Below are 26823 nucleotides of genomic sequence, written 5' to 3'. Positions count from 1 at the left end.
CGGGCGGGACGCCCATCCCACAAGAACAATAAAGATTATAAGTTATTTCATTCTCATTCCTAAGCGCATCCAACCTTCAGATTACAGCCTCGGATCGACAGGTTCGCTCTCCATCGCTAAAACTCCGAAAACGCACTCATGAACTTGCCTCAACGGAGCACCAGCCACAAATCTCTCCAACGATTCTACACCGAGAGCAAACTCTCGCAAAGCTAAAGAACGCTTGCCAGAAAGCCCGCGCGATCGCAATTTTTCTAAATGCTCCGGCAAAGAATATTCCAGACCGTAAATAATTCGCAAATACTCTTTACCGCGACATTTGATCGCAGGCTGTACGAGTCCTTTGCTATTGTTCACAATAAATTCCATCGGTTTAACCACCATCCCTTCGCCCCCAGTCTCAGTCATTTTTTCCCACCATTGAATCCCTGCGAATTGACTGTCAAGATCGGCAATTCTAACTACTTTGTATTGAGTAGCTAACAGCAATTCTAGGTCAAAATTACAGATTTCTGCTATCTGTTCCATGTGCCAGCAGTGATTCTGATCGGTGTGAACATTTCCCTCGGTTGCCAAGATGTGGAAAGGCGCTAACTTGAGGTCGGAGATGGATTTCACGGGCCAGCAGTAGCGCTGGTAGGCATTGACATAGCGATCGGCTAAATCGGCTCGTTCCCGGTAGCTAGCCAACACAGAATCAACCTCAACTCCCCGCTGTTTCGCCTGTTCTAGCTGCTGAATCGCCTCTGCAAACCCGTGACGGGATGCGGTTCCCACGGCAGCATATTGTTCTTGCAATAAACCTTGAGCTTTGGCAGACCAAGGCATTAATTCGCAGTCCAAACACACCCAATCGGTTTTAAATTTATCCCAAAAATTGCTAGCAGAAAGAGCGCGATTTACCCGCGTTAAAAACTCTATTTCTAAGGTAGAATTATCGAAGAAATGGCGACCAGTACGGGTGTAGCAAATGCCAATGCTATTGTTGAGAATCCCAAAGCGCCGTTTGGCCGCCGATTCATCGCGGCAAACAATGACAACTGCACGGGAACCCATGTGCTTTTCTTCGCAGACAACTGTTGATACGCCCTGCTGTTGGTAGTAGTTAAAGGCTTCGGCTGGATGTTCTAAAAGTCCGGGTTCTTGGGAGGTAGCAGCGGGAGACATGGTGGGCGGTAAGTAAATCAGCCATTTGGGATTGGCGGCAAATCTGCTCATTACTTCTAGGGCTGCGATCGCATTTTCTGCGCGAATTGTTATGTTACGTTGCAGCCTGGTTGAAATCATGCGTTTTCCGAGCACGTCGGCAATATCCAGCACGTCATCAAACTGCTGTTGGGCGGTGAGATTTGTGGCGGGAAAACTGTTATCTGGAGTTGCAATGGATGGAAATGCGATCGGTTTGGCTGGTTCGCAGTAAATCATCGCAGCAGGAACGCTGACAAATTCTCTTTCAGGATACCGCAAAGCTGTTAGCTTGCCGCCGAAAACGCAGCCTGTGTCAATATCAACAGTATTGTTCAACCATTCTGTTTCGGGAATCGGGGTATGTCCGTAAACAACAGCAGCTTGACCTCGATATTCTGCGGCCCAATTGTAGCGGACTGGTAAGCCGAATTCATCGATTTCGCCTGTGGTTTCTCCGTACAATGCGAAATCTCGAACGCGGGCGGATGCGCGTCCCTGAAGTTCTGCTTTCATTCCGGCGTGGGCGACGACTAATTTGCCGCCGTCGAGGACGTAATGTCCGATTAAACTATCTAGAAATTGGCTAATTTCGCTAACTGCTGATTCGCGCAATTCATCGGGTAAATCTGCAATTTCTGCTAAGGTTTGTTCGAGTCCGTGGTTGATTTTGACATTTTTGCCGCTGAGTTTTCGCAATAATTTGATGTCGTGATTTCCGGGGACGCACAAAGCGGTTGATGCTGCTACCATGTTGCGGACGAGTTTGAGGGTATCGAGAATGCGCGGGCCTCGATCGACCAAATCGCCCAAAAACACGGCTTTACGACCTTCTGGATGGGCGTAGGTGGGATAATCCCAAAAGCCAGATGCGCTGGATGGTTCGACAATTTGATAGCCCAACTGTTGCAGCAATTGTGACAATTCGCCGCAGCATCCGTGAACGTCACCGATGATGTCAAAGGGGCCTGTGTCCTGTTTGCGGTTGTTCCACAGCGGTTGTCTCTCGATTTGGGCTGCTGCGATGTCTTCTGGGGAACGGAGGATGTGAACGTAGCGGAAGCCTTCGCGATCGAGATTTCGGAGCGATCGTCTTAAATTTTGAACGTGGCGGCGAATGACATGACTGCCAAAATTGCGGTTTGGACGCTGTTGATTGCGATCGGCACACAATTTTTCGGGTAAATCCAGCACAATTGCTACTAAAAAGCAATGATATTTTCGGGCTAATTCTAACAGCGGTTTGCGACTTTCTGGCTGCACATTCGTAGCATCAATCACAGTTAATTTACCCGCAGCCAGACGTTTAGCAGCGATTAAATGCAGCACTTCAAAAGCATCAGCGGTAGCCGCTTGATTGTTTTCGTCGTCGGAAACCAGGCCGCGGCAGTAATCGGATGAAATGATTTCTGTCGGTTGGAAATGCTGGCGCGCAAAGGTAGATTTGCCGGAACCCGATGCACCGATGAGCAGGACTAAAGATAGTTCGGGAATTGTAATTTTCATGGTTTAATAATATTATTCAGCAAACATCTGCGCCAGAATATCTAAAACAGCTTTTTGTTCGTCAGCGCTGATTTTACCGAGATATTGAACTAATCGATTTTTGTCAACAGTCCGAATTTGATCCAGGATAATTTGTCCATCTTTGCCTTGAAAATTACAAGCTATCCGGCTGGGATATGCTTGCCCCTTCGTTGTCATTGGAGCAATGATGACAGTGGAAATGCGCTTGTTCATATCATCGGGTGAAATCACTAAACAAGGTCTTGTTTTCTTAATTTCACTGCCAACAGTGGGGTCGAGATTAACTAAAAAAACATCAAAACGTTTGACTACCATTGCCACTCATTCTCCTCCCACTCAGTAGTTATGACATCATCAAGCAGGACATCATCATGTTGTTCGGCCATTTTTGCGAACGCTTCTTCCCAACCAGCACGCGGTTTTATAGCTGCACGAATGACGATTCGATCGCCCTGAACTTCGATTTCTACTGCTTCACTAATACCAATTTGCTCTAATAAAGATTTAGGAATGCGAATTCCTTGAGACCGATCGACTTTAATTATCTGGGTTTGGATAGATTTGCTCATAGCTGAAGCCTGCCTTTTTCCAAGTTTAACTACATTGTAAGCACAAAAAACTGTAGCAGTTATTCTATCAAAGCAAATATTGCCATTTGTGTAGGCGAACCAAGTGCTAAATCCTCCGATCCAACGGATCGAAACTCCACCCTAAAACCAAACCGTTCAGCCACCCCATTCGCCCAAGTCTGAAACTCTGCGCGCGTCCACTCAAAGCGGTGATCGCGGTGGCGAAATTTACCCGCCGGCAAGTTTTCAAACCGAACATTGTACTCAACGTTGGGAGTTGTGACGATCGCAAATTTCGGCCGCACAAACTCAAACAAAACCCGTTCAAAAGCAGCCAACCGTTCTAAATCGAGATGTTCGATCACCTCAATCACCGCTGCTGCGTCAAAATCAGTCAAGCGGCTGTCCCGATAAATCAGGGAACTTTGGATCAATTGTAAGCGAGATTGCTGTGCGGGAGAAAAGCGATCGACCTGCAATCGTTCCTTAGCGATTTCCAACGCCCGAAAAGACACATCGACTCCGGTAATTTGGGCGATCGCACTTTCGGCTAAAAGCAATCGCAGCAGTTTTCCCTCACCGCAGCCCAAATCTACCACTCGCTGAGCACCGCGGGCTTTTAAAACAGTCATCACAGCTTCTAAACGCTGTTCGTTGAGGCTAATTCGCTGTTCTAAAACTTCCTCTTCTAAAGCACGAGAAACTTCGCTTGCATCGCAGTCAAGATTATCTTCTTCTGCTAATTGTGCCACAGCAAGGCGAGTCAAACGGCGCTGGCGTTTCAAATAGCGATCGGCAATTTGTTCGCGGGCGGGATGCGAGTTCAACCAACCTTCGCCGTGACGCAATAACTTCTCGATTTCATCATCGCCCACCCAATAATGTTTATCGTCATCTAAGACAGGAATTAGTACATAAAGATGACTCAACAAATCCGCCAACCGCACTGTATTTTGCAGTTCCACAGCAAAGTAAGGACTCGCGCCCCACTCGGGAAATTGTTCGTCAAGAATCAGCGGTTTTGCTGCGACTTGATAGCCCAGCGGCTCAAACATTTGGCGCAGGAACTTCTCGCCCCCGCGACAGGGCAAAACCGACAGCTTAACTGTCAGCGGAATGGCAGTTTCTGCGAGTTCTGGACGGTCTTTGCAGCGCCCGGATAGGGCGGTACGGAAGACCTGGGCGAGGGCGACACTGAGAAAGGATGAGGCTACGTAGGGGCGATCGTTGACGTATTGTTCTAAAGGGCGATCGCCCGATTTGGTCTTACCGCGCACCAAACCAACCGGATCGACATCTAACAGCAAAGCTGCCGTGCACTTGTCTGCATTTGCTTCAGGATAAAACACGCTGGCTTGTCCGAAAGTCATCGGGAAGCATTGAAGGCGATCGGGATGTTTGTGCAGCAAATAGCCTAAATCCGTAGCAGGGACGCGAGTTGTGGAGATAGTTAATAACATAATATTGGGAATTGGGCATCGGGCATCGGGCATCGGGCATCGGGCATTGGGAATTGGTGTTTGTTATTTCATAATTACTTCTTTTTACTAATGACTAATGACTACTGACTACTGACTAATGACTACTGACTACTAAGATTGCTGTTTTTCCACACTTCCCAAATTCAACTTAGCGCGCAATTCATCCTTAATCCGATTTAAAATAGAATCCTCATCCAAAGAAGCCAAAATCTTACTCACCACAGCCTTCGGCCCATCATCACCCCAAGAAGCACCATTAGCCAAATAAGCCTTAGTAACTTGACCAATTCCGTAGCAAGAAACCCCAGCAATTGCAGCTTGAGTCACAGCCACAGAAACATAAGGCCCCAAAGCCAAACCACCCGTCGCCGGCGTCGCCAAACCCAGCAATCCTTTCAAAGAACTTAAGCCAAAATTCGCTAACAATTCCCCCGCAGTAATTCCCCCCATACTAATCGCAATCTTTTGCAGCAATTCCACCGCCCCCGCTTCGGTCATCGGAATGCCGTAAACTTTAGATAGAGTTAATATCATCACCACATCAATTACCGCCCCGCTGAGAATATCAACTATTGTAATTGGATTCAGGGCGATCGCCACAGCTTTAGTCATTACCCCATTCCAGATAATCCGGTTAGCAGCATCATCGCGAATCTCCATTTTTCGCTGCACCAACTGCTCGTTAATATCCCCCGCACAGAGCATCGTATTCAGCGCCACCAAAGATTTACCTTCTCTGTCTAAAATCTCCAAAATTTTTAATTTTAAATCTTGTACTTGTGGTAAACTGCGCGTCATTTTTACTCCCATACTTCCGTCGGGACGGCGCACCGCCTGCGCTGTCAAAGGTGAAGCCGCCGACATCACAATTTCATCGGGAGATAGCAATTCTCTCACGCGATCGTCCCGGATTTTATGATAAATTGCCAGCCTGTCTGCATCGGGATACTGGTCAATTTTATTAAACACTAATAACATCGGTTTTCCGGCTTCCCGCAACTGCGAAAGTGCTGCGTATTCTACTTTTGTAATATCGCCAGCCACCACAAACAAAATCAAATCGGCTTGTTGCGCGACGCGACGGGCTAAAAGTTCGCGAGTTTCGCCGTCAACTTCATCAATTCCCGGAGTATCGATTAATTCTACTTGCGACAAACGGTAAATAACCGGCGAAAGTCTATCGGGTAAATCATCATCAACACCATCTCCGACATCCCACTGGCCAATAGTTGTGGTGCGAGTCACCCCGTGAGTCGGGCCCGTTTCAAACACATTTTGACCCAAAAGCGCGTTCAAAACCGAAGATTTTCCCCTTCCTACCATCCCAAACACAGCGATTTGCACGCAAGCGCGCTCTAGCTTGTCGAGCATGGTTTCCAAGCCGCCAATTTCCGGCTCCAGTCCAGTTCGCTCTTGTGCTGTCAAATCGAGATTTTCTACTATATCTCGCAGAGCATCTTTGGCGCGGCGCAGGTTTAGTTCTGCTTGAATGTCTGCGAAGCTTAATATTGTGTCGTCTAATTCGCGATCGACATTTGAAAAATCCGATACTTCAGTCATTGTTACCTGATGTTATAGCTTTGCTTTACTTAAAGTTTCTACCGATATGATGCTATTCTAGCTTTTTCTGTGGGCTTTGTACATTAGGGGTAGGGCAATGGCGTGTTTATAATCCGGGTATGGACACAGCAATGCTGTGTCCTCATCCTGGTAAGGACACAGCAATGCTGTGTCCCTACAGATATCATGTAAAACTTGTTTAATTTACAACAATGATTAACCGCCTCCAAATAATAGCCAGTTATCCATTTCCATTACGTGTAATAATTTTCCTCTTAATCTTAGCAGCAATCTGGCTACCGCTAGCCGTACCAATTTATCTCTTAGTTAAAGATAGTAACCTAGCAACCATTCTGACAATGGGATTGCTGTTTACCGAGTTTTTGTTGCTACTTCCGCGCTGGGGAAAACAGGTTTACAGACAAACGCAATTGCTCAAAAGTTATGGTTTAGTAAATACGCGACAAAACGGTTTTGAGCTTTTGACGGGATTGGCGATCGGCATTTCGATTACTTTCACCCTATTTTTTGTGCAAGGGCTGCTCGGCTTTGTCGCATGGCAAAATTCTCATAATTTGCCGAGAATCATCGCAGAAGGGCTATTAAGCGCCCTGGGAGTGGGTTTTGCAGAGGAGTTGGTATTCCGGGGTTGGTTGTTCGACGAGTTGCAGCGGGATTACAGTTATCCGATGTCTGTGCGGGCGAACAGTCTGGTGTTTGCCCTATCTCATTTTATCAAACCCGTGGAGGCAATGCTGCGGACTTGGCCTCAGTTTCCGGGGCTGTTGTTGCTGGGTTTGATCCTGGTTTTGGCAAAGCGAAGTTGTCAAAATCGATTGGGTTTGTCGATCGGGCTTCATGCAGGTTTAGTCTGGGGATACTATATAATTAACGTCGGAGAGTTAGTGCGATATTCTGGCTCTGTCCCGGATTGGGTGACTGGAATTAACGGCAATCCGTTGGCTGGTGCGATCGGGCTATTGTTTTTGAGCGTGTTGGCTGTGGGAATGCGACAGATATCGGAACAGTCCAAAGGGCGATCGGATTAATCAATTCTTGAAAATGGCATAATAGATCAGACCATACTCTACAACCAACCTGGGGAACTTTTTATGCAGCTTGCTGAACTTCTACCACTCGTGAAAGATTTGCCTCACACTGACAAACTTTTACTACTGCATTTTATCGTATCAGAATTACTCCAAGAATCAGGTATAGTTCCGCTAGAAGAGCAAGGCAAAGTATCTAGCACTAATTCCTACAACTCTTTTGAAGCCGCTGCTGTATTAGCAAAGGCATTATCAGAAGAAAAAGCAGTAAAACATGGTTGATAAAGTCAGATTTGCGTTTACCGAAATCGATCCGCAACTGGGTGCATTAAGTACATTGCCTTACTTGCCACTAACTTTAACTTATCAGAATTGCTCTTTAAGTGCATCAGGCTTGCTAGATACAGGTTCTAGTGTTAACGTATTGCCCTACGAAATGGGATTAAGATTAGGAGCAATTTGGGAACGTCAAACACTTTCTGTTCCATTAGGAGGCAATTTGGCTAGGTTTGAGGCGCGGGCCTTGGTATTGAGGGCGAACATTGAGCGCTTTCCTCCAGTGGATTTAGCTTTTGCTTGGACAAAAGACAGGAATGCTCCATTAATTCTAGGACACATGAATTTCTTTCTGGAGTTTGATGTCTGCTTATACCGGGCTGAATTATTATTTGAAATTAGTCCTAAAAGGAGAGGAGAGCAAAGATAGGCTGGGTTTGTCGATCGGGCTTCATGCAGGTTTAGTCTGGGGATACTATATAATTAACGTCGGACAGTTAGTGCGATATTCTGGCTCTGTCCCGGATTGGGTAACTGGAATTAACGGCAATCCGTTGGCTGGTGCGATCGGGCTATTGTTTTTGAGCGTGTTGGCTGTGGCAATGCGGCAGATATCGGAACAGTCCAAAGGTTTGTAATATATCCATCAGGTGCGGATCTATCAGATTGTTGGTATTGAGTTAGGAATTTATCGCAGGATCCACACCCTACAACTACTTAGGCTTATGTCTCAGAATTTTCAGATAATTAGCATTTCTGGTGAAATCATGGGCGGAACACCTGTTTTTATTGGCACTAGGGTTCCTGTCCAAACACTTTTTGACTATTTAGAAGCCGGAGAGTCAATTGATGATTTTTTAGATGGATTTCCCACTGTAACTAGGGAGCAAGTAATTGCTCTCTTGGAAGTTCTTAGAAAACAATTGATTGCGATGGTGGCGTAGAATTAAGCCGATCTTAGCTAACGTAGTTAATTGATAATTATGTTATACTGAATTCATAAAAACGCAAAAACCATGCTAAGTAAATCTTCGCGCCTTATTTACGGCGATGAATTAATTACCGCAACAGAATTGAACCAGCAACTGAATCGAGTGCTAGATTTGGCGATGGAACACCCTGTCACTATCACTCGCAACGACCAGCATTTTGCTTTACTGCGCCGGGAAGAGATGACGCTGTGGGTAAAAGCTGCGACGCTTTCTTTGACTGTATTTGAAGTAAGTGCCGCTGCTTACCGGCTGCGATTGGGAGAAGCGATTAGTTCAGCAAATCCCTATCACTGGCTGACAGTATTTGACTCAGATGAACTGTGCGAATTGATTGCTGAATTAGAAAAAGCTTACCGACTTGCTGAGTCGGAATCTGGCGCATGGAATCAGATTGAGATTGTAATTCATGAATGGCATGAAAGCGCTAAAGCAATTTCTAGCCCGGAACTCGCAGCAGCTTTCAGCGATGAAATTGACGAAGTTTTGCTGACACCACCTCAAATAGAAAGCACTACTGAATCGACTCAGTTATGACCCACACTCCACCTACTCCAGACGATTCAGAAACTGGCGTTTCCTCTGAAGAACTTTCCGTACCTGTACCCGTGATTTCCGAGTTGGTAATCCCACCTGAAGAAGCACTTACAGCACCCCGAACATCCCTATCTACTAAAGAAAATGCAGCCGAAATTATCGTGCAATTGCCTGAATCGCCCTGGTTAGTAGTAGCGAAAAACCGACGGGTTAACCGAGATTGGGAAGCTTTATTGTTACGCGCCCCTGAGAATACTCGTCGCTGCTATCAGGATTTATGTACTAGCCCGATGGTGAGAAAACCGAGGAGAGTTTTTCCGTTAAAAGGCAAACTTTATCAAGGTGCGTGGGAATACGAAGTAACAAGTTCAGACAGAGTATTTTATGTACCGGATGAACACAAACGCAAGGTGCTTGTTTATTACGCGGGAACCCATCCTAAATCAGCACCAACTCCTCCGTAAATAAACCAGACTATTTCAGCAGACTTGTCTCTACAGAAAGCATTGGCAAATTGACAGTAATTTTCCCAAACAAAACTTACGCACAGGTGGCTAGAAACCGGGTTTTTTGACGATAATCCTTCGCTGTACTCCACAGAAAGTGTAAAAAACCCGGTTTCTTTGTCGGGAGTGCATCCACGAGTGCCAAAAATAAATCGAGTCACCAGAGGCGATAAGGGGAAGGGAAAAGAGAAGAAGAGTAAAGGACAAAAGAGCAAAAAAACAAAGGGCTAAGAAGTCCACGCAGCCACACACACAACCCGAAAACCCTTGCCGTAGTCGCCCCAGTCCTGCCCATTACTGTGCCTAGAAGCAGAACGGCAAAGCCCCGAATCGTTGACGAACGAACCACCGCGCAAGAGCCGCCTTCGACTATCTCCACCACTTTCCCAAGCACTACCATCAGTCGGCGCACCGTTATAAATATCGGGCCAAATATCTTGACACCATTCCCAGACATTCCCGTGCATATCATAAAGTCCAAAGGTATTAGGCGGAAAACTACCCACAGCAGTTGTTTTTGCACGATAGGTTCCCTTCGGTGCAGAACCATAGGGATAATTCCCGTCATAATTAACTAAATCCAGGGTAATAGTGTCCCCAAAATAAAAAGGTGTCGTCGTTCCTGCACGACAAGCATATTCCCATTCGGCTTCACTAGGCAATCTATAATTGCGTCCAGTAAGTCGAGATAACCTCGCACAGAATTCTATAGCATCATTCCAACTTACTTGCTCAACAGGTAAATCATCACCTTTAAAATTAGAAGGATTAGCCTTGAGGTCAATCTTGACTTTTGGAAAACCGGCCACAGCACGCCATTGAGCCTGAGTCACCTCATATTTTCCCATCAAAAAAGCGGCGACATTAACAGTACGCTGTGGTCCTTCATTCTTCTCTCGTCTTGGTTCCGTATCGGGGGAACCCATGACGAAACTACCCCCAGGAATTGCCATCATGTCTAAAGTTATGCCATTGGCGATAGTTTCAGTAAAAACCTGTGCTTGACTTTGGCTGCGCTTGGTGATTTCCCCCTTTGAATTCACTGTCACCGTTTCAAATTGAACTGTTTTTAGGGTATTTGACGATACTTTTGGCGCTGGAGTTTTTGGTGGTGGTGGTTCTAGTTGTCGGATTTCTGAAGGTGGCAAAGGAGATGGTGTATCATTGCGTAATCTCGGTGACGATGGCTGAACCGTTGGAGTTTGAGAGGAGTTGTTTAGCAAGTTTTGAATCACAACTGAACCGACAAGTCCTACTCCAGCAAAACCGACTAATTGTAAAAAACCTCGCCTTGTCGGTGGCGGTGGTGGCGGTGGTGGCGGTGGTGGCGGTGGCGGCGGGGAAGACTGCGACAAAGATAAAATTGCCTGGAATGCTTCATCTGCATTTTGATAACGCTGACTGAAATTGTCGCGCACCATTTTATCTAAAACATTAGCTAAATTATTACTCACTTGAGCCTGATTTCGCCAAATTACCTCTCCTGTCCGCGTATCTTCTCGTAAGTTAAAAGGATGTTCACCAGTCAATGCTTGAATTCCAATCATCCCCACTGCATGAATATCACTGGCAAATCTAGGTTTGCCCTTCGCTTGTTCGCTCGGCATATAACCAGGAGTACCAATTGCAATAGTTAAGCTAGTTTGCTTTTGAGCATTTACAACTATTGTGCTAATTTCCTTGACAGCGCCAAAGTCAATCAAGACAATTTTACCATCTTGGCGACGCATTAAATTATCAGGTTTAAGATCGCGATGAATCACCTTTTGCTGATGAACAATTGCTAATATTTCTAAGATATTGTGCAATAATGTAATAGTATATGATTCGCTTAATTTTTTACCGGGAATCAGTTCTTTCGTAAGGTCATGTCCGGCGATAAAATTTTGCACCAAATAAAATTCCCCATTTTCCTCAAAGTGGGCGGAAAGCTTGGGGATTTGGTCGTGTAGACTACCCAATTTATACAGAGTTTGGGCTTCCGTCTCGAATAAGCGTTTGGCCATTAGCAAAAGGCCAGGGTCAGCGTTTTTCGGTTTAAGATGTTTGACAACGCACTGGGGATGTCCGGGTAAGTCTAAATCTTTGGCAAGGTAGGTGTGGCCAAAACCGCCTTTCCCCAAGAATTTGATAATTTGATAATGATTGCGGAGGGTACGACCCAGCATAGTTTTCAGGGAATGCAGTGGAAGTTAGGATATATTGTCGCACAAAAAGTAATGAGATGCTTAAACTCAGAATCGTTTCCACAATTGTACTGCTAGTTAGTGCCAGTTGTTCATCTCCCGCACAGGCGCAAAATCCTGCACAAATAAAGCCAAATAATTCTTTAGTTCAAGTCCAGCCAACCCGCGAACAAATCCTCAATGCTTGCGTGCTCAATCGTGCGGAAACTCTGCCAAATCCTTTTACCGATGTGCCATCAAATCACTGGGCTTACAAAGCTGTTTTGACGATGTATTATTGCGGCGCTTACCGAGAAGCAACCCCGCCTGCTTTAATTCAAGAATTGCTGGAATCAACACCAACAAATTGACTATCCCGCATTTCATCTGCGTTAATCCGCGTTCATCTGCGGTTAAAAAAACAAAAACCGCAGATTTCAGGCAGATAAACACAGATAAACGCAGATTATTTCAAGATTATTTGGGAATGAGTGCAAGAGGTTTATTCTCAAAATTCAGCCCGAACCGTAAACGAATAATCGCCACCTGGTTCAAGCTGATAATCCCATTTTTCTAGAAAACGGTGCAGCGGTTCCTGAATCAATGCCCTACCCTGAGAAGGTTCCAGAATTAGTGTTTTTTCTTCCCGAAAACGCCATTGAAAGTGCCACTCAAAACTGCCGGCACTTACTTCACCTTCAATCGTGCCTTTTAGCCAAGATTGACCCGTAACTCGGACATGGGCTGTAGTTTCAGGCAAACGTCTCGAACTCACCTTTTTGTTTCCGCGTTTGTTTCTATAATGGTACGATTGTTGTAGAGACTCATGCTTTTTTCTATTCCTTGTTGCAGACTTAGCTCGATCGCCTCTACAACCAATTTCAGCATCTTCTCTACTAACTGACTTTCCTCTGAGGAAAATTTTCCTAATACGAAGGAAATCGTATCTTTATCATTTTTAGCAGGATCGCTTTGAGGTTTGCCGATGCCAATCCGCAATCGGGGAAATTTGTCTGTCCCCAAATGAGAAATTGTGGATTTCATGCCGTTGTGCCCGCCCGCTGAACCGGCTAGGCGCATTCTCATTTTCCCGATCGGCAAATCCATATCGTCGTACACTACTAACACAGCAGGCGCAGGTATTTTGTACCAATCCGCAGCCGCCCGAATCGATTGGCCCGACAGATTCATGTACGTCAGCGGTTTCAGCAACCGAATTTTCTGTCCGCGCGGCCGATTTCCCTCGCCGAATATGCCTTGAAATTTGCGATTTTCCAACAGCGAAATCTGCCAAGCTTGAGCCAAAGCATCTACTGCATTAAAGCCGATATTGTGTCGCGTGCGATCGTACTTTGGTTCTGGATTCCCCAAACCTACAATTAGCTGGGGAATCACCAACTCTGCTGGAGTTTCCGACTTCTGAGTGTTGTTCATTTAAATGTCTGTGCTATCTTCCTTAACAGCCGCGAGTTTTTCCGGTTCCGGCTTTTTGATTGCGACTGCTTCTTCTAACTGCTTCGTTTCCCGCGTAAACTCCGACTCAAAATCCCGCGAAGCATCCTGAAAACTCCGCAGTGCTTTCCCGAAACTACGACCAATTTCTGGTAACTTTTTCGGGCCGAATACCAACAGCGCGATCGTGAAAATTACTGCCATTTCCGGCAAACCAATGCCAAAAATATTCATTTTGTTTCTCCTGCAATTTGTTTAATTAGTTAGAATTTAATTCCGACGCACTAACGGGAAAGGGCAAGGGGAAATGGGAAAACTTAGCTTTTACCCTTTCTCCTCTACCCTCAGCTTTTACTGTTAGTCTTAAATTTCGCTGCTCAAAGTTTAGCGGCCGAGACTCGACCAATCAACGTCCACATTCTCTAGAATCAGAGAAGAGTTGTAGATTTGCAAAATAATCAACAAGAACACGAAAAACAGTCCAATGAAAACGCTCATCAATAGGGTGGTTCCCCAACCGGGGGCTACCTTGCCGTATTCTGAGTTAAGGGGTTTGAGTCTGTCTCCCAACCAAGTCCGTTGTGCCATAAGTCACCTGCAATGAATCTCTACAGAAAAGTTTGACATATTTCCACCGCTAATTGCGATCGCAATTTCTCAGATCCCCCACTCGGACACTCTCCCCCTCTCCCTGTCCCACTCAGAGGCTGCCATACCGTACCGCGCCTCAAATTACTAGACTTTTAGACGAATTGTTATTTTTTGTAATATTATAGAGGGGATCACTCATAATCGCTCCTCAATATGGAACCAGCAGCAGTTCTCGGCATTTCTCTCGGTATGTGTCTGGTGGCAATCACCGGTTTCTCGATCTACACGGCTTTCGGCCCTCCTGCTAAGGAATTGAGAGATCCTTTTGAAGAACACGAAGATTAGAAATGAAGGAAGAAGGAAGAGGGAAGAAGGAAGATTTTCCCTCTCTCCCCATCTCCCCCTCCCCCCTCTCTCCCCATCTCCCCCTCTCCCCCTTTCCCAATTTTCCCCCTCCCCGCTGCGATCGAACTTCTGCGTTGCGCGAATCACCGTCTCCTGCTGCTCAATGCTATATTCTTTAAAATACGCTAAATCTATATTTGAGAAATCTATCTTCCAGTTAAAGTAAAAATTATTAAGTTTCAGGGAAAAGCATTATGGGCAATAGCTTTGGGCATCTATTTCGGATATCGACATTTGGGGAATCTCACGGCGGGGGTGTGGGAGTGGTAATTGACGGTTGCCCGCCTCTGGTGTCGATCGACCCATCGGAAATTCAAGCGGAACTCGATCGCCGCCGCCCCGGACAAAGCAAAATTACCACACCCCGCAAAGAAGCAGATACCTGCGAAATTCTGTCGGGTGTGTTTGAAGGCAAAACTCTGGGAACGCCGATCGCCATTTTAGTCCGCAATCAAGACACTCGTCCCCAAGATTATGGCGAAATGGCCACAACTTACCGTCCTTCCCATGCTGATGCTACCTACGATGCTAAGTACGGAATTCGCAACTGGCAAGGCGGAGGTCGATCGTCGGCGAGAGAAACAATTGGTAGAGTAGCAGCAGGGGCGATCGCCAAAAAAATTCTCCAACAAGCAGCAGGCGTAGAAATAGTCGGCTACGTCAAACGCATCAAAGACTTAGAATGCGTCGCCGACCCGGACACTGTTACCTTAGAACAAGTAGAAAGCAACATCGTTCGCTGTCCCGATGCCGAATGCGCCATTAAAATGATTGAACTGATCGAAAAAGTTCGCGACAGTGGAGATTCGATCGGCGGCGTAGTCGAATGCGTCGCCCGCAACGTACCCAAAGGTCTGGGAATGCCGGTATTCGACAAACTCGAAGCCGATTTGGCCAAAGCGATTATGTCATTACCCGCCAGCAAAGGCTTTGAAATTGGTTCGGGCTTTGCGGGGACTCTGCTTTTGGGCAGCGAACATAATGATGAATACTATACTGATGAACAAGGAGAAATTCGTACAGTCACGAATCGCTCCGGTGGAATTCAGGGTGGCATTGCTAACGGTGAAAATATCATTCTGCGCGCGGCTTTCAAGCCAACTGCAACAATTCGCCAGCAACAGCGCACAGTCACCCGAGAGGGGGAAGCAACGCTGCTGGCGGCAAAAGGAAGGCACGACCCTTGCGTTTTACCAAGAGCTGTGCCAATGGTCGAAGCAATGGTAGCTTTAGTGTTGTGCGACCATCTGCTGCGCCATCACGGACAATGTGGAACCTTAAAGTCTGAATTTTAAAATGGAAATCAGCTTGTCCTCTGTAGTGGCAAATCCCGTTGATTGCCCTCAACCCTCCGAAGCAATAAAAGGTATAGATGATTTTGTAGTACAGTTCTGGGGCGTGCGGGGCAGTGTTCCGACACCCGGATCGGAAACTGTTCGCTACGGTGGCAATACTTCTTGTTTGGAAATGCGAGTCGGTGGAAAACGCTTGATTTTTGACGGCGGAACTGGCTTGCGGATGCTGGGAGACCAGTTGCTGCAAGAAATGCCCGTGCAAGCTTATATGTTTTTTACTCACTATCACTGGGATCACATTCAAGGGTTCCCAATGTTCGCCCCAGCTTTCATTCGCGGCAATAGCTTTGATATTTATGGGGCAATTCCCCCCGATGGAGATTGCCTGAAACGGCACTTCGTCGAACGGGTTTTGCACTCCAATTCGCCGGTACCGCTGATGGGTTTGCCGGCAGATCTGACTTTTCACGAGATCGATCACAACCAGACGATGATGCTGGACGATATTGAGATTAGAACTGGTTCTCTGAATCACCCGAATACTGCTATGGGATATCGGGTGACTTGGCAGGGACGTTCAGTTGTTTACTGTTCGGATACGGAACATTTTCCCGATCGAATAGATGAAAATGTGTACAATTTAGCCCTCGACGCTGACGTGCTGATCTACGATGCGATGTACACCGACGAGGAATATCACAACCCCAAGTCTCCGAAGGTGGGTTGGGGACACTCGACTTGGCAGGAAGCGGTGAGAATGGCTAAGGAGGCCCGGGTGAAACGGGTGGTGATTTTTCACCACGATCCGGCTCATACTGACGATTTTCTCGATCGCATCGCCGAAGACGTGCAAATCGCTTTTCCCAAGGCTGTTATGGCCCGCGAGGGTCTTATTTTGCCGATCGGCTTCTGAACTTTCGTCGGTACGGTCGATCGTATCCTTTGTCAAATCATCATGATGATGATGATGATGATGATGTGGAGTAGGTCTCGCGGCCTGCTCCACAACTTTTTTATGTGTAGCAAAGAGTCTTGGTACGTGGTATAATTCTGACTTGGTAACTTTTTAGGAAGAATATTTAAGGTTTTTTTCATTGTTTGACAGGCTCTTATTTGAGAAAATCGAACAAAATTGGCAGTTTGTTATTCAAAGCGGGAGTTTAGCTGCTCAAGTCTGTAGACCCGATTACTGGACTTTCTGTGACTGTGATGGGTAGAAATATGCCGACCGGAAAAAATATCTAGTGCAAGCAAGGTCTCAGACTTTCGCCAAATGCCACGACAGAACTAACGTCGCCCCTAAACCAAAGCAAAAATTTATTGCGACGTGCTATTATTTGCGATCGAGTAACGACGCATCTGGCCCGATCGCTTCCGCAAAATGCACAGCAAGAAGTAAAATAACTGGAGGATTGCCAGAGGCGAAAAGGTCAACGTTTTGAGTGCCAACAAACACGGCAAAGCTCGTGAGAGCAGACTCTCGCGATGAGCGGCTGGTGGCAGCAAACTTCCCAAATCCCGATCGCCCAGTAATTTTCTGAGAATTCCTAAAGATAAAAGCTGAGGTTAGATTTACGAAAAAATACAGCATTGCGATGCTTTTTTCCGAACATGAATATTGGCAACTCTGAAAAGCCGATTTGAGAGCTTTTCGTTACAATCTGAGGAATTTTTCAGCAGTCAATTTCACTCAAAAGAAAGAGACTATCGCTCTTTGGTTTGGGACTAGCTGCAAGCAAAGTGAAAGTTATGACTTGACTATCAAAATGGGAAATTTACGTTTTAGATCTTCAGCAAATCAGTACAGATGGATTGCCTTAGGCAGTTTCGCTGTAATTATGGGTATTTCAGGGGCCCTTGCCTACCGCCTAGCTCCGCCACCCGGATTCATGGCCCAAGGCACTCTCACTTCTAACAATCCGCCAGTCAAATTTTCGAGCACGGGCACGACAATTCTCAAGCAGGGAGAGCAACTGACTCCGGATGTTCTACTGGCAGATAATGTTGTCAAAGCAGTGGCAGATGCAGTTAAACTGTCGCCACAGCAAGTTCGACAAAATGCTAGCGTCCAGATTTCTAAGCCGGAACAACCGCTAGAGATTGCTGTTGGGTATCGCTCGCTCGATCAGCAGCAAGCAATCAAAACAGCGGATATGTTGATGAAGGGCATGGTTGAAAAAAGCCGGCTGATTAACAGATATCGCTGGCAATCAGTCAATCAGACGCTCAACCAACGCTTGGCACAAGTCACTCAAGACCTGAAACAAGCTCAGCAAAAACTCGACCAATACGAAAGAGAGCGCGCTCGCCTGTTGCAGCAAATGAAGCTTCAGCAAGACGTTTACAACAAAACTCAGCTTGCGATGGCGGATACGCAAGCCTCGGAAAAAGAAATGGTGAGCAGTTTGGCCGCCGCTACAGCGCCACAAATTGTGGCGACGCCCACGAGCGATCCAACTGTGCCTCTGATTGTGGGAGTTGGCCTGCTGTTAGCGATTTTGGTAAGTCGCGGTTTGATTCCTTCAGTGGCGGATTGGAGGAACAAAGCAGCTTTTCAGCGAGAAGAGAGCGAAAGGCTCCAAAGTGCTTTGTACCGACTGATCAAGGAAGGCAGCGGCGAAATCACTCTGGTACGGTTTGCGATGGAGACGCGGCTGTCGCCGGATGTCGCCCAGCGTTTTTTGAACCAACAAGCTGAAGTCTTTAATGCCAACTGTGAAATTAAAGACGACGGCAGCATTTTGTATCATTTCCACATTTAAAGGGCTGCGGGCGCGAGCCCTCCACAGAAGAGTTTAGCCGATCGAGCCACTGCTCGATCGGCTTGCTTTTTTGGGGTAAACAACGGCGAGCAGATGTTGCAGTTAAGGTTTTTTTGGTTAGGTCGGCGAGATTAAACAGAACCATGTAACAGTATGTAAATAGACTGACGAGTTCTGGTTTCTTCCCATTTGGATACTTTACGATCCTTAACATAGTTGCCTTTTAGAGCGCCGACGTACTTAATTGCGATCGCGCGTGACAGCAATCTCCGTGTCTATTTTTCACATCGTTTTGGCGATCGGAGGGTCTTAATTGAACCTGATTGAGCGATACGAGAAAAGGAAAAATCAATCACAGCAAGGGTTTCAGCTTGTTTTGGCGATCGGACGGTCTTAGCTGAACCTGATTGAGTTGTATGAGAAAACGGAAAAGCAATAATAGCAAGGGTTTCAGTAATTAACAACTCCAGATCGGCTGGCATTTGTGTTGATTTGGTAAACTTTTTTGATTTTGTGTTCAGCTCACTTAAATATCTATATAATAAAAAATAAGTAAATGTACGGTTGATTTTACCTAAGTTTCCGGATAAAGGACTACTCGATCGTTAAATATTGTTGAGAGGGTTAACAAGCTCAGTAGAAATACTGTAATCTCAAGCAATAACTTGTTGAGGGAAGTTAGATAGTTTCACATAAGAGACTCGATCTAGCAAGAGCCAAGAATCAAACTCCCAGCCTGAAAGCGTGTGTTTTTACCTTCCACTTTTGCAATGACCTGTTGAGGCTAGACTTATGATGTTTGGAATAATTTGTTCTTCTTGCGTAGTATACTTTTTGCTAATGTCGATCGCCAATTACGGTGACACAGGAATGTAAATTATTGAAGGCACTCAGGCACTCTCGACAGAAGGCAGCAGACAAAAAAACAGTTTGACAACTTCGGTGAAGTCTCAGAAGCTGACTTGTGTGTCGTGGATTTGCTAGGAATAAAAATAGATGGATGAAGGAGTCGTTAAGTACCGCTGCGAATGGCAAGAGGCAGATCCTTTAGCTGCCGAGAACATAGCAGATTTGATGGACTGGCGCGATCGACTCCACTCTTGGGGACTAATAGGCGTCTACGAAAATAGTATTGGTTTTGGTAACATCAGTATCAGAATTGGCAATTCTTGTCAGTTCATTATTTCAGGCACCCAGACGGCACACTTGCCAAATCTGGGGCCTGAATTTTATTGTACTGTTACCGAATTTAACTTAGAACAAAATTTCCTCGGCTGTCGCGGCCCCGTACCAGCTTCGTCGGAGTCTCTAACTCACGCTGCACTGTACCTTCGCAGAGATGATGTGCGTGCGATAATTCACGTTCACAATCCTCAACTATGGCAGCAACTGCTGTTTAAAATTCCTACTACTAGAAAAGAGATACCCTATGGCACTCCTCAAATGGCGCTAGAAATGTTTAGACTTTTTGACGAGGAGAATTTGGCCGATCGCAAAATTCTGGCCATGGCCGGTCACGAGGACGGAATTATCTGTTTTGGCGGCACCTTGGATGAAGCTGGCAAAGTGCTCTCGGCGGCGATCGGGTAAACTGGAGATCTCGCACTCTTGCCAGAAAAAGCTCATCGTGATATGTAGTTAGAAACCAGGTTTCTACCAATTTTGCGACAGGGATAAGAAATCTACGCAGAAACCTGGTTTCTGAGGTAAGCGAGGCCACACAGATGAACTTGTCTCTCAAAAGCGGTTTTTTTAACCAAATATTTGACTCAAACCGCAATCATGCAACTGTAGGTGTGCGCTTCAATCCCTTATAAAATCTAAAATCTAAAATCTAAAATCGGCTGATGTTGGTGCCGATCGGGGTTAAACTGGGCTTGGTCGTTGATTTGTCACCGATCGCTCTAGCGACTGCGGGTTCAAAACTTTTCAAGTGCCTCTTGCCTCTGAGGTAAGGTAAAGATATTTTAAAGAAATATATAATGTAAAAACTGAGGGCCATTGTGAATCAGACGAAACTTGTAAGCTCAAAAGAACTGCAATCAGAGGTATCTCGTCTCACCGAAGAGCTGCAAATGCGCGACCAATTGGTGCAGCAGTTATCTCAAGAACTTTTCAGACTGGTCAAGGGAAATTCGAGTTTTGTCCCGGCGCCGGAAGTTTCCGATCGCCACCAAGCTCAAATGCAGGCGATGCGAGAACAATTGCAAGCCGTGGAAGAGCAAGTTGGTTTTTATCAAGAACAAATCGCCGAGCGCGATGCTGAGGTTTACCAACTGCGACAGTCGGTGCAAGAATTGACCGATCGCTCTAGAATGCTCGAACAGGTGGTTCAGGAATTGCCGGGAGTTTACCGCCAGAAGTTTGCCGAGCGGATCGAGCCGATTAAGGAAAAGTTGCAGCAACTGCAAAAGGAAAACAACCAGTTGCACACTGAGTTACAGAGCGTGACTTACCGTCTGGCGGTACGCAACCGCAAGGCTAAGGGCCTGGATCTGCCCAGCGTCGATCCTGAGGACGATCGCGGTATTCAAATGCCGAGCTTTGGCAATGCCTAAAGTTGTGATTGTAACAGGCTACGAACAAGGCTCGGCCGATCGCCTCAAGGCTGCGATCGCTCAATCCGATCCTTTAACTGAAGTCGAGATATGTGCGGTTTCTGAACTCAATTCTGGCGCGATCGCTCTTTCGGGGGCGATCGTTTGCCCTTTGACGCTGGATGTTCCGTCCAATCTGGTTTTTCCGGGTCAATATGTGTTTCGATTTGGCGCTAATGTTGCGGCGGCGCGCGATCGAGTGGCTCGGGAACTACAAGTGTCCGTCGGCGATGGCAATTTTTGGCTGCCGGTGGTGTTGACGGCAAAGGGGCCGCTGTATGCTGAGGCGATCGCTGGGGAATCTGACAAGTTGTCGAGCGAGTTGAGTTACTCTCAACCGCTGCATTTGTCTGATGTTTGGCGGCAGCAGTTGTACGAGTTGGCTTTCCGCTTGCTCGTGGATCTTTTAAATGCGCCACCGGCGACTTATTTGATGCAGTTCGGGTTCGTTGGGGACAGGATTTGTTTCGATCGACTTTTGCCTTTTCCGGCTGCACCTGCGATCGCTTCTGTCGGCGTTCAAGTACCGGATTTATTTGTCTGTTATTGGTATTGCTTGACAAATAAGCCTATTTACGATATGCAAATTACTTCTTTATGTTCGTAGTGAGGACTTTAGTCCTTTCTTGATGAATCAATTAGGACTCTTCGTCCTTACTACGAACCTAATTATGGGTAATTAACGGGAGATAGTAGAATTTTTATTAAGCAACTAAAGCGGGAGTTGCTGTTGAGATAATTTGCTCGAAAGTGTCAAAAATTTCAAAGAGTTGGTCGAGTTGAGTAATTTCAAAAATTAGCCTGACTGTGGCTGAGAGGTTGCAGATGACGAGGCGACATCCCCGGTGGCGGGCGGCGTTGAGCCCGCCGACTAAAGCGCACAGCCCCGAACTGTCGATGAAATCGACGCTAGTCATGTCAATTACCCACAGATTGTGGCGATCGGGCAAAATTTCTGCTAGCTGTTGTTGCAGGAGACTACCGGCTTGGGAGTCGAGGCAGTTTTGAGGCTGAAGCACGATGTGTTGGTGGAAGTTGGGAAATTGCATAACTGTTACCCTAAGATTGTAAAATGCGACTAAGTAAATTGATTTGCTGCTTCTGTCAAAAGACAGAATAATTTCAGCTAAAGTTTCAAGAGGCGATCGGGCTGACTAAATAATCGGAGGCGATCGCACTTGTGGTAGATTAAGTAAGATGACTGGCTTTCGATCGGAATGCAAGCGCAACAATTCCTGATTAATTGATTATCTCTGAAAGGTTAGTTTTTGCTTGAGCGGGCGATCGCAAGTGTAGTGTGTTTTTCATCACAGCGAAAGATTGCACTATTGGCCGAATCGAGCCAATATATAAAAGTATTGAGCTTTGCAAAAGTTTACGAAGGCAATATCGAAATGTCTTTTGAGTTTTTATCGTTAGAGACTATTCAGCAATTGGCGCGAGATTACGGCTACTGGGCTGTATTTTTCGGGATTTTGCTAGAAAATCTGGGAGTCCCTCTTCCAGGCGAGACAATTACGATTGCTGGCGGATTTTTGGCTGGCAGCGGGGAACTGAATTACTGGTACGTGCTCGGAAGTGCGATCGCCGGTGCGACTGTGGGGGGAAATTTCGGTTATGCGATCGGCAGATACGGCGGCTGGCCCCTGCTGCTGAAGCTGGGAAAAATCTTCCGCTTTCGGGAAGAACAACTGTTTGACTTAAAAGAAAAGTTTAGCGAAAATGCAGCTAAAGCCGTATTTTTGGGCCGTTTCATCGCACTGCTGCGAATTTTTGCCAGCCCCCTAGCGGGAATTGCAGAAATGCCCTTTTTGCAATTTTCATTCTTCAATATTTTGGGTGCCGCAAGCTGGGCATCCGTAATGGTAAGTTTGTCATACTTCTTAGGACAGGTTGTGTCTTTAGAGAAGTTAGTAGGTTGGGCTGCTCAATTTGCGGTAGTTGCTTTGCTATTAACAGTTGCTTGGATTGCAATTCCTATTTGGTTGGAGTCGCGGAATTTGGACAAGACTAAGTAGGGTTGGAGACTCTTCTCAAAAAGACTCAATCTTCTTGTGGAACGGGCATCTTGCCCGTTCTTAAAATAGTGTAACATCTGAGGTTAAACTTATATTTTACACCAATGTCAGGAACAGGCTAGAAGCCCGTTCCACAAACAATAAAACTTATTCTGAGGTAGACTTCGATATCTCTACATTTATAATAGATAGAAATCATGGGATACACTACAATCTTTGAAGGCACATTTCATTTAAATCAGCGGTTATTGGATAGCGAAACTCTTTATTTATTAGAGTTTTCTCGGACGAGGCGAATGAAGCGAAATCCTGAAATTTTGCAAGATGTTCCCGATGCGGCGAGAACAGCCGTGGGTTTGCCTGTGGGCGAAGAAGGCTGCTATTTTGTCAATGAAAAGTGGGATGAAGAGTCGGAATTGTCGATCGTAAATTACAACCGCCCGCCAAAGACTCAGCCCGGTTTGTGGTGTCAGTGGATTCCGACTGCTGACGGCGGGGGGATTCAGTGGAATGGCATGGAAAAATTTTATGATTATGTGGAATGGTTGCAGTATCTGATTGACAATTTTATCAAACCTTGGGGTTATGTTTTGAGAGGCGAGGTGAATTGGCAAGGGGAAGAGGCGGCGGATGTGGGTATGATTTGGGTTGAGAATAATGTGATTGTTTCGCCGGAGGGTGCACAGGAATTGTTGAGGTATGCGGTGTCGCCGGTATCAGTGCCAAAGGTGGTTTGGGATTATTTGCAAGCGGTGGAAGCGACGGGGAAGCCTCTGACACATTGGTATGAATTAGTCGATCGGGCGGTGGAGTTGGGACACGGGGAAGCGGCGCTGTGGTTCAAGCCTAATATGGATAAGTATTTGGATGGTTGGGAGAGGGGTTTTGAGTTTGAGGGGAAGGTAATTAAAATGACAGATAGTGAGCTTTGAGCGGTTGTTTTGATTGCGGATAATCCGGTTATAATTGTGAGTACGATCGCAGGAGGATGTAGTATGACGGCATCAACAGAAATTCGCGAAGAAGTAATTGAGAGTAAGCCACAACCTTATTACACTCCAGCCGAGTATTTTGCTTTAGAAGAAGCAGCAGAGGACAAAAGTGAATATTGTCGCGGTCAAATATTACCAATGCCTGCGAATTCCGCCAACCACAATATGATAGTAGGTGATATTATTACTCCTTTGAATTTTGCTTTTAAAGGACAGAAACATTATCATTTATTTGCTTTGGGCTTGCGTTTGTGGATACCACAAAAGCAATTTTGTACTTATCCTGATGTGATGGTGGTTGCGGGTAAGCTGGAGTTTGCGGAGGGGAGGAAAGATGCGATTACTAATGTGGTGATGGTGGCTGAGGTTTTATCGAAATCGACAGCAAATTACGATCGAGGTGAAAAATTTAAACTTTTGCGATCGATTCCCACTTTGAGGGAGTATATTTTGATCGATCAGTACGAGATGCACGTCGAACAGTTTTCTAAGACGGATGACAATAAGTGGGTTTTGTCTGAGTATGATGGTGCTGAAGCGGTTCTGGTGTTGAGCTCGGTGCAGTTTGAGATGTCTTTGGGCGAAATGTACGATCGCGTGGATTTTGAGTCGGAGTCTGATTAGTAGCCATAAAAAACATGATTAAGTAAGATCGAATTAAGCGAGTAAATTTAATCATAAAAATCGAGGAAAACGTAATGATTGCCAGCAAAAATCATCCTGACGTTTCAGTTAAAGACTATTTAGAAGGTGAACTGGTAAGTCCCATCAAGCATGAATACAGGAACGGACAAATCTATGCAATGGCCGGCGCAAGTAATCCCCATGTTTTGATTTGTCTAAATTTAGCAACTCTGCTGAGAAATCATCTGCGCGGGACTGGTTGCCTGGTTTTTATGGCCGATACAAAAGTAAGATTTGAGACAATTAATACTTTTTATTATCCAGATGTAGCTGTATCTTGCGATGAACGAGATACTACTTCTGTTGCCGATTTTATCTGCTATCCTTCGCTAATTGTGGAAGTCCTATCTCCAACAACTGAGGCGTTTGACAGAGGAGATAAATTTGCGGATTATCGATCGCTCTCAACTATACAAGAATATGTATTAATCGGTCAACAACGGATGAATGTAGATTGCTACCGTCGCGATGTGGAAGGGCGTTGGGTTTTTTCTTCCTGCGGTGAGGGGGAATGTCTGGAGTTGGCTAGTATCAATTTTCAGTGTCCAATCTCTGCTTTGTATGAGGATGTTCCTGGATTGAGTTAAGATGTCGTTGGGTGAAATGTTCGATCGCGTGGATTTTGAGTCTGAAGAGTGAAGTGATATAGTAGAATCCCGGAAGCATTATGAAATCTGAAAAGTCGGCTATTACCTACAATATCGGTCAAAAATGGGCTGTGACACTTTGCTGCGAAGCAGAGGAAAAACTGGAATTGAGAGTTGCAAAAATCCTTGAATATTTAGACAAAAATTATCTCTTAAAGCAATGGGAAATATTTGATATTGAAGCTACGGGCAGTTATGGCAATTGCTTGACTGCGCGGTGCAATAATCAGGAAATATTTCAGGTATCTACTTCTGATTTGTTGGAGGTAATGAGGGAAGAAGGTCAAGTTATTGAATTAGATGCTAGTTTGATCAAAGATGACGAGGAATTGTTTAAAATACTGATTCGAGATGGGGTTTCAATTGATTTGCTTGGCAGCGGGGAGATGATGCCACTGACGGTTTTGGGCAAATATGTTTATGTTGACAAAGAACTGTTTATGTGGTAAAGATAGTAAGTGTTCGCAACTCTCAGACGTGATTCTAAGAGTTGCAAACACTTACTAAAACCCAAACGCTTTAGTAATCAATGGCAGTAGATTATTGCAGAATTCTAGTAGTTCTGTCGCTTTTGGTACACTTTTCATAATTCGTTCTAGCATCCTATTTGCCTGTTTGGCTTTAGTCTTCATTTCTGCATCATTAGGATTTGTAGCAGCTTCAGCTAATTCCTTTACTTGTTTTAAAGCATCTTCTTTGTCATCTTCACTTAAATTTGGATCGGCTGAAATTGCTGCTTCGAGTTCAATCAGTAACTCTTTGATTCCGGGTTTATCAGGTTCAGAGGATGAAGGTAACTCGTTTATAGCGAATGAAACATCTCCTCCAACGTGACTTGATGAAGTGCCTTGAATATTACCTCCTGTAACAGCACCTCCAACACTTCCTCCGATTTGAATACCTTGTTTATCTTCCATTATTCCCTCCTAAGTTGATTGATATTTGGATAATACTGTTATTTTTAGTCATTTCGCGAAACATTTCCTCCAACATTACTTGATGAACTGCCTCCTATATCACCTGCTGTGACAGAACCTCCCACACTTCCTTCTATTCGGATAGATCGATCGGTCGAATAGACTACATAACTACCTTCTGCATTACTTTCCATGAAGTTGTATAAGAAATCAACTACTTTTTTTAATCCTTTCATATCGGTTGTCACAAATATTGGCATAGGAGAACCGGAATTCAGATATAACTTAAGACCGTATTTTTCGGGCGAAAAAGTATTTACAATTAACCAGATAATTGCTACTATCGCCATAATTATTCCTGCCGCTCTCATCTCAGCATTATTAAAATAAGTAGCTACAACAAGTCCAATGACAAACAATCCCAAAATCCATTGAAATGGAATTTTTGGGGTCTTAACTGGTGATATACCAAAACCTGTAATGTTGCGAAATTGATAGACATCAGAACCAAATTTAACTGTATTTTTGGTAATATATATCTTGGTGTCATCCCAGATAGGTCGGTCATTATCTTGTGATGATATGTTATTTGCAGCCATCATTCCCCCCTTTTTTTAAA

General features: G+C 45.4%; 34 protein-coding genes and 1 pseudogene. 20 read left to right on the top strand and 15 right to left on the bottom strand.

Features of this window, described 5'->3' with window-relative positions; translation table 11 throughout:
* Positions 1-81 precede the first annotated feature (81 nt).
* From JGK07_RS04350 to JGK07_RS04330, 5 genes are all read right to left on the bottom strand, one after another.
* Complete coding sequence (locus tag JGK07_RS04350; RefSeq protein WP_293197022.1) at positions 82-2691, bottom strand: polynucleotide kinase-phosphatase; 2610 nt, start codon at positions 2689-2691, stop codon at positions 82-84.
* 12 nt (positions 2692-2703) lie between these two features.
* On the bottom strand, positions 2704-3027 hold the full coding sequence (locus JGK07_RS04345; RefSeq protein ID WP_293180074.1) for a type II toxin-antitoxin system PemK/MazF family toxin: 324 nt from the start codon (positions 3025-3027) through the stop codon (positions 2704-2706).
* Positions 3021-3281 carry an AbrB/MazE/SpoVT family DNA-binding domain-containing protein gene (locus tag JGK07_RS04340; protein ID WP_293180071.1) on the bottom strand — a complete coding sequence of 87 codons (261 nt, stop codon included), beginning with the start codon at positions 3279-3281 and terminating at the stop codon, positions 3021-3023. Before JGK07_RS04340 ends, JGK07_RS04345 begins: the two co-directional genes overlap by 7 nt.
* 59 nt (positions 3282-3340) lie before the next feature.
* Positions 3341-4741, bottom strand: coding sequence for a 3' terminal RNA ribose 2'-O-methyltransferase Hen1 (locus tag JGK07_RS04335; protein ID WP_293197023.1), 1401 nt, complete (start codon positions 4739-4741; stop codon positions 3341-3343).
* Positions 4742-4873: 132 nt separating this feature from the next.
* Positions 4874-6322: a GTP-binding protein gene (locus JGK07_RS04330; protein ID WP_293180065.1), complete on the bottom strand. Its 1449-nt coding sequence runs from the start codon at positions 6320-6322 to the stop codon at positions 4874-4876.
* A 212-nt stretch (positions 6323-6534) separates the two neighbouring features.
* Between JGK07_RS04330 and JGK07_RS04325 the strand changes: the two genes are divergently transcribed.
* From JGK07_RS04325 to JGK07_RS04295, 7 genes and pseudogenes are all read left to right on the top strand, one after another.
* Positions 6535-7371: a type II CAAX endopeptidase family protein gene (locus JGK07_RS04325; RefSeq protein ID WP_293218429.1), complete on the top strand. Its 837-nt coding sequence runs from the start codon at positions 6535-6537 to the stop codon at positions 7369-7371.
* 63 nt (positions 7372-7434) lie between these two features.
* Positions 7435-7653 carry a hypothetical protein gene (locus JGK07_RS04320; protein WP_293180061.1) on the top strand — a complete coding sequence of 73 codons (219 nt, stop codon included), beginning with the start codon at positions 7435-7437 and terminating at the stop codon, positions 7651-7653.
* The gene (locus JGK07_RS04315; protein ID WP_293180059.1) at positions 7646-8077 is read left to right on the top strand and encodes a hypothetical protein; all 432 of its coding nucleotides are present in this window, start codon (positions 7646-7648) and stop codon (positions 8075-8077) included. Before JGK07_RS04320 ends, JGK07_RS04315 begins: the two co-directional genes overlap by 8 nt.
* A pseudogene (locus tag JGK07_RS04310) lies at positions 8070-8285 on the top strand (CPBP family intramembrane glutamate endopeptidase); the annotation flags it as partial. The gene JGK07_RS04315 and the pseudogene JGK07_RS04310, both read left to right, overlap by 8 nt.
* An 87-nt stretch (positions 8286-8372) precedes the next feature.
* The gene (locus JGK07_RS04305; RefSeq protein WP_293180057.1) at positions 8373-8591 is read left to right on the top strand and encodes a DUF433 domain-containing protein; all 219 of its coding nucleotides are present in this window, start codon (positions 8373-8375) and stop codon (positions 8589-8591) included.
* A 72-nt stretch (positions 8592-8663) separates the two neighbouring features.
* Positions 8664-9173, top strand: coding sequence for a hypothetical protein (locus JGK07_RS04300; RefSeq protein ID WP_293180054.1), 510 nt, complete (start codon positions 8664-8666; stop codon positions 9171-9173).
* Complete coding sequence (locus JGK07_RS04295) at positions 9170-9637, top strand: hypothetical protein (protein ID WP_293180051.1); 468 nt, start codon at positions 9170-9172, stop codon at positions 9635-9637. Before JGK07_RS04300 ends, JGK07_RS04295 begins: the two co-directional genes overlap by 4 nt.
* Positions 9638-9906: 269 nt before the next feature.
* Here the strand turns inward: JGK07_RS04295 and JGK07_RS04290 are convergent, their stop codons facing one another.
* Complete coding sequence (locus tag JGK07_RS04290) at positions 9907-11847, bottom strand: bifunctional serine/threonine-protein kinase/formylglycine-generating enzyme family protein (protein WP_293180048.1); 1941 nt, start codon at positions 11845-11847, stop codon at positions 9907-9909.
* A 56-nt stretch (positions 11848-11903) separates the two neighbouring features.
* On the opposite strand from JGK07_RS04290, the gene JGK07_RS04285 reads away from it, so the two are divergent.
* Complete coding sequence (locus JGK07_RS04285; protein ID WP_293180045.1) at positions 11904-12215, top strand: S-layer protein; 312 nt, start codon at positions 11904-11906, stop codon at positions 12213-12215.
* Positions 12216-12352: 137 nt separating this feature from the next.
* Here the strand turns inward: JGK07_RS04285 and JGK07_RS04280 are convergent, their stop codons facing one another.
* From JGK07_RS04280 to psbH, 4 genes are all read right to left on the bottom strand, one after another.
* Positions 12353-12619 (bottom strand): DUF3146 family protein, encoded by a 267-nt coding sequence (locus JGK07_RS04280; RefSeq protein ID WP_293180042.1) that lies wholly within the window; start codon positions 12617-12619, stop codon positions 12353-12355.
* Positions 12616-13278, bottom strand: a complete 663-nt coding sequence (gene pth, locus JGK07_RS04275) for an aminoacyl-tRNA hydrolase (protein WP_293190112.1) — start codon at positions 13276-13278, stop codon at positions 12616-12618. The genes JGK07_RS04280 and pth overlap by 4 nt, the downstream gene beginning before the upstream one ends.
* Positions 13279-13530, bottom strand: coding sequence for a TatA/E family twin arginine-targeting protein translocase (locus JGK07_RS04270; protein ID WP_293180036.1), 252 nt, complete (start codon positions 13528-13530; stop codon positions 13279-13281).
* A gap of 150 nt (positions 13531-13680) precedes the next feature.
* Positions 13681-13884 (bottom strand): photosystem II reaction center protein PsbH, encoded by a 204-nt coding sequence (psbH, locus tag JGK07_RS04265; RefSeq protein ID WP_293127124.1) that lies wholly within the window; start codon positions 13882-13884, stop codon positions 13681-13683.
* Between the two features lie 216 nt (positions 13885-14100).
* On the opposite strand from psbH, the gene psbN reads away from it, so the two are divergent.
* The 3 genes from psbN to JGK07_RS04250 all read left to right on the top strand — a co-directional run bounded on the left by psbN (position 14101) and on the right by JGK07_RS04250 (position 16500).
* Positions 14101-14232: a photosystem II reaction center protein PsbN gene (gene psbN / locus JGK07_RS04260; RefSeq protein ID WP_193971847.1), complete on the top strand. Its 132-nt coding sequence runs from the start codon at positions 14101-14103 to the stop codon at positions 14230-14232.
* Between the two features lie 254 nt (positions 14233-14486).
* Entirely contained in the window at positions 14487-15587 is a 1101-nt protein-coding gene (aroC, locus tag JGK07_RS04255; protein WP_293151084.1) for a chorismate synthase, read from the top strand.
* 1 nt (position 15588) lies between these two features.
* Complete coding sequence (locus JGK07_RS04250) at positions 15589-16500, top strand: MBL fold metallo-hydrolase (protein WP_293180031.1); 912 nt, start codon at positions 15589-15591, stop codon at positions 16498-16500.
* Between the two features lie 420 nt (positions 16501-16920).
* Here the strand turns inward: JGK07_RS04250 and JGK07_RS04245 are convergent, their stop codons facing one another.
* Positions 16921-17178 carry a hypothetical protein gene (locus JGK07_RS04245; protein ID WP_293180028.1) on the bottom strand — a complete coding sequence of 86 codons (258 nt, stop codon included), beginning with the start codon at positions 17176-17178 and terminating at the stop codon, positions 16921-16923.
* Between the two features lie 247 nt (positions 17179-17425).
* Here JGK07_RS04245 and JGK07_RS04240 point away from each other — a divergent pair, with 247 nt between their 5' ends.
* A complete protein-coding gene (locus JGK07_RS04240; RefSeq protein WP_293151072.1) occupies positions 17426-18349 on the top strand; it encodes a hypothetical protein in 924 nt (307 codons plus the stop codon).
* Between the two features lie 275 nt (positions 18350-18624).
* Here the strand turns inward: JGK07_RS04240 and JGK07_RS04235 are convergent, their stop codons facing one another.
* Complete coding sequence (locus JGK07_RS04235) at positions 18625-18831, bottom strand: hypothetical protein (RefSeq protein WP_293190113.1); 207 nt, start codon at positions 18829-18831, stop codon at positions 18625-18627.
* A 514-nt stretch (positions 18832-19345) separates the two neighbouring features.
* Between JGK07_RS04235 and JGK07_RS04230 the strand changes: the two genes are divergently transcribed.
* From JGK07_RS04230 to JGK07_RS04220, 3 genes are all read left to right on the top strand, one after another.
* A complete protein-coding gene (locus JGK07_RS04230) occupies positions 19346-19939 on the top strand; it encodes a class II aldolase/adducin family protein (RefSeq protein WP_293190114.1) in 594 nt (197 codons plus the stop codon).
* 413 nt (positions 19940-20352) lie between these two features.
* Positions 20353-20907, top strand: a complete 555-nt coding sequence (locus JGK07_RS04225; RefSeq protein ID WP_293151059.1) for an Npun_F5560 family protein — start codon at positions 20353-20355, stop codon at positions 20905-20907.
* Positions 20900-21553, top strand: coding sequence for a hypothetical protein (locus JGK07_RS04220; RefSeq protein ID WP_293197026.1), 654 nt, complete (start codon positions 20900-20902; stop codon positions 21551-21553). The genes JGK07_RS04225 and JGK07_RS04220 overlap by 8 nt, the downstream gene beginning before the upstream one ends.
* 97 nt (positions 21554-21650) lie before the next feature.
* Here JGK07_RS04220 and JGK07_RS04215 read toward each other — a convergent pair whose 3' ends face one another.
* Positions 21651-21995, bottom strand: a complete 345-nt coding sequence (locus tag JGK07_RS04215; protein WP_293197027.1) for an STAS domain-containing protein — start codon at positions 21993-21995, stop codon at positions 21651-21653.
* 345 nt (positions 21996-22340) lie between these two features.
* Between JGK07_RS04215 and JGK07_RS04210 the strand changes: the two genes are divergently transcribed.
* From JGK07_RS04210 to JGK07_RS04190, 5 genes are all read left to right on the top strand, one after another.
* Positions 22341-22964: a DedA family protein gene (locus JGK07_RS04210; RefSeq protein WP_293151269.1), complete on the top strand. Its 624-nt coding sequence runs from the start codon at positions 22341-22343 to the stop codon at positions 22962-22964.
* Positions 22965-23161: 197 nt separating this feature from the next.
* A complete protein-coding gene (locus tag JGK07_RS04205) occupies positions 23162-23896 on the top strand; it encodes a hypothetical protein (RefSeq protein ID WP_293190115.1) in 735 nt (244 codons plus the stop codon).
* Positions 23897-23959: 63 nt separating this feature from the next.
* On the top strand, positions 23960-24580 hold the full coding sequence (locus JGK07_RS04200) for a Uma2 family endonuclease (protein ID WP_293180010.1): 621 nt from the start codon (positions 23960-23962) through the stop codon (positions 24578-24580).
* Between the two features lie 74 nt (positions 24581-24654).
* Positions 24655-25227, top strand: a complete 573-nt coding sequence (locus JGK07_RS04195) for a Uma2 family endonuclease (RefSeq protein WP_293180007.1) — start codon at positions 24655-24657, stop codon at positions 25225-25227.
* Positions 25228-25307: 80 nt separating this feature from the next.
* Entirely contained in the window at positions 25308-25736 is a 429-nt protein-coding gene (locus JGK07_RS04190) for a hypothetical protein (protein WP_293180004.1), read from the top strand.
* A gap of 54 nt (positions 25737-25790) precedes the next feature.
* Here the strand turns inward: JGK07_RS04190 and JGK07_RS04185 are convergent, their stop codons facing one another.
* Both JGK07_RS04185 and JGK07_RS04180 read right to left on the bottom strand, forming a co-directional pair.
* The gene (locus JGK07_RS04185) at positions 25791-26204 is read right to left on the bottom strand and encodes a hypothetical protein (RefSeq protein ID WP_293180001.1); all 414 of its coding nucleotides are present in this window, start codon (positions 26202-26204) and stop codon (positions 25791-25793) included.
* Between the two features lie 44 nt (positions 26205-26248).
* Positions 26249-26806, bottom strand: a complete 558-nt coding sequence (locus JGK07_RS04180; RefSeq protein WP_293179998.1) for a DUF6232 family protein — start codon at positions 26804-26806, stop codon at positions 26249-26251.
* Positions 26807-26823: the final 17 nt, after the last annotated feature.

Origin of the sequence: Microcoleus sp. PH2017_24_DOB_U_A (assembly GCF_020738205.1) — a bacterium.
Taxonomy (GTDB): Bacteria; Cyanobacteriota; Cyanobacteriia; order Cyanobacteriales; family Microcoleaceae; genus Microcoleus.
The sequence above is the reverse complement of the archived record's forward strand: the minus strand, read 5'-3'. Positions and strand labels throughout refer to the sequence as shown.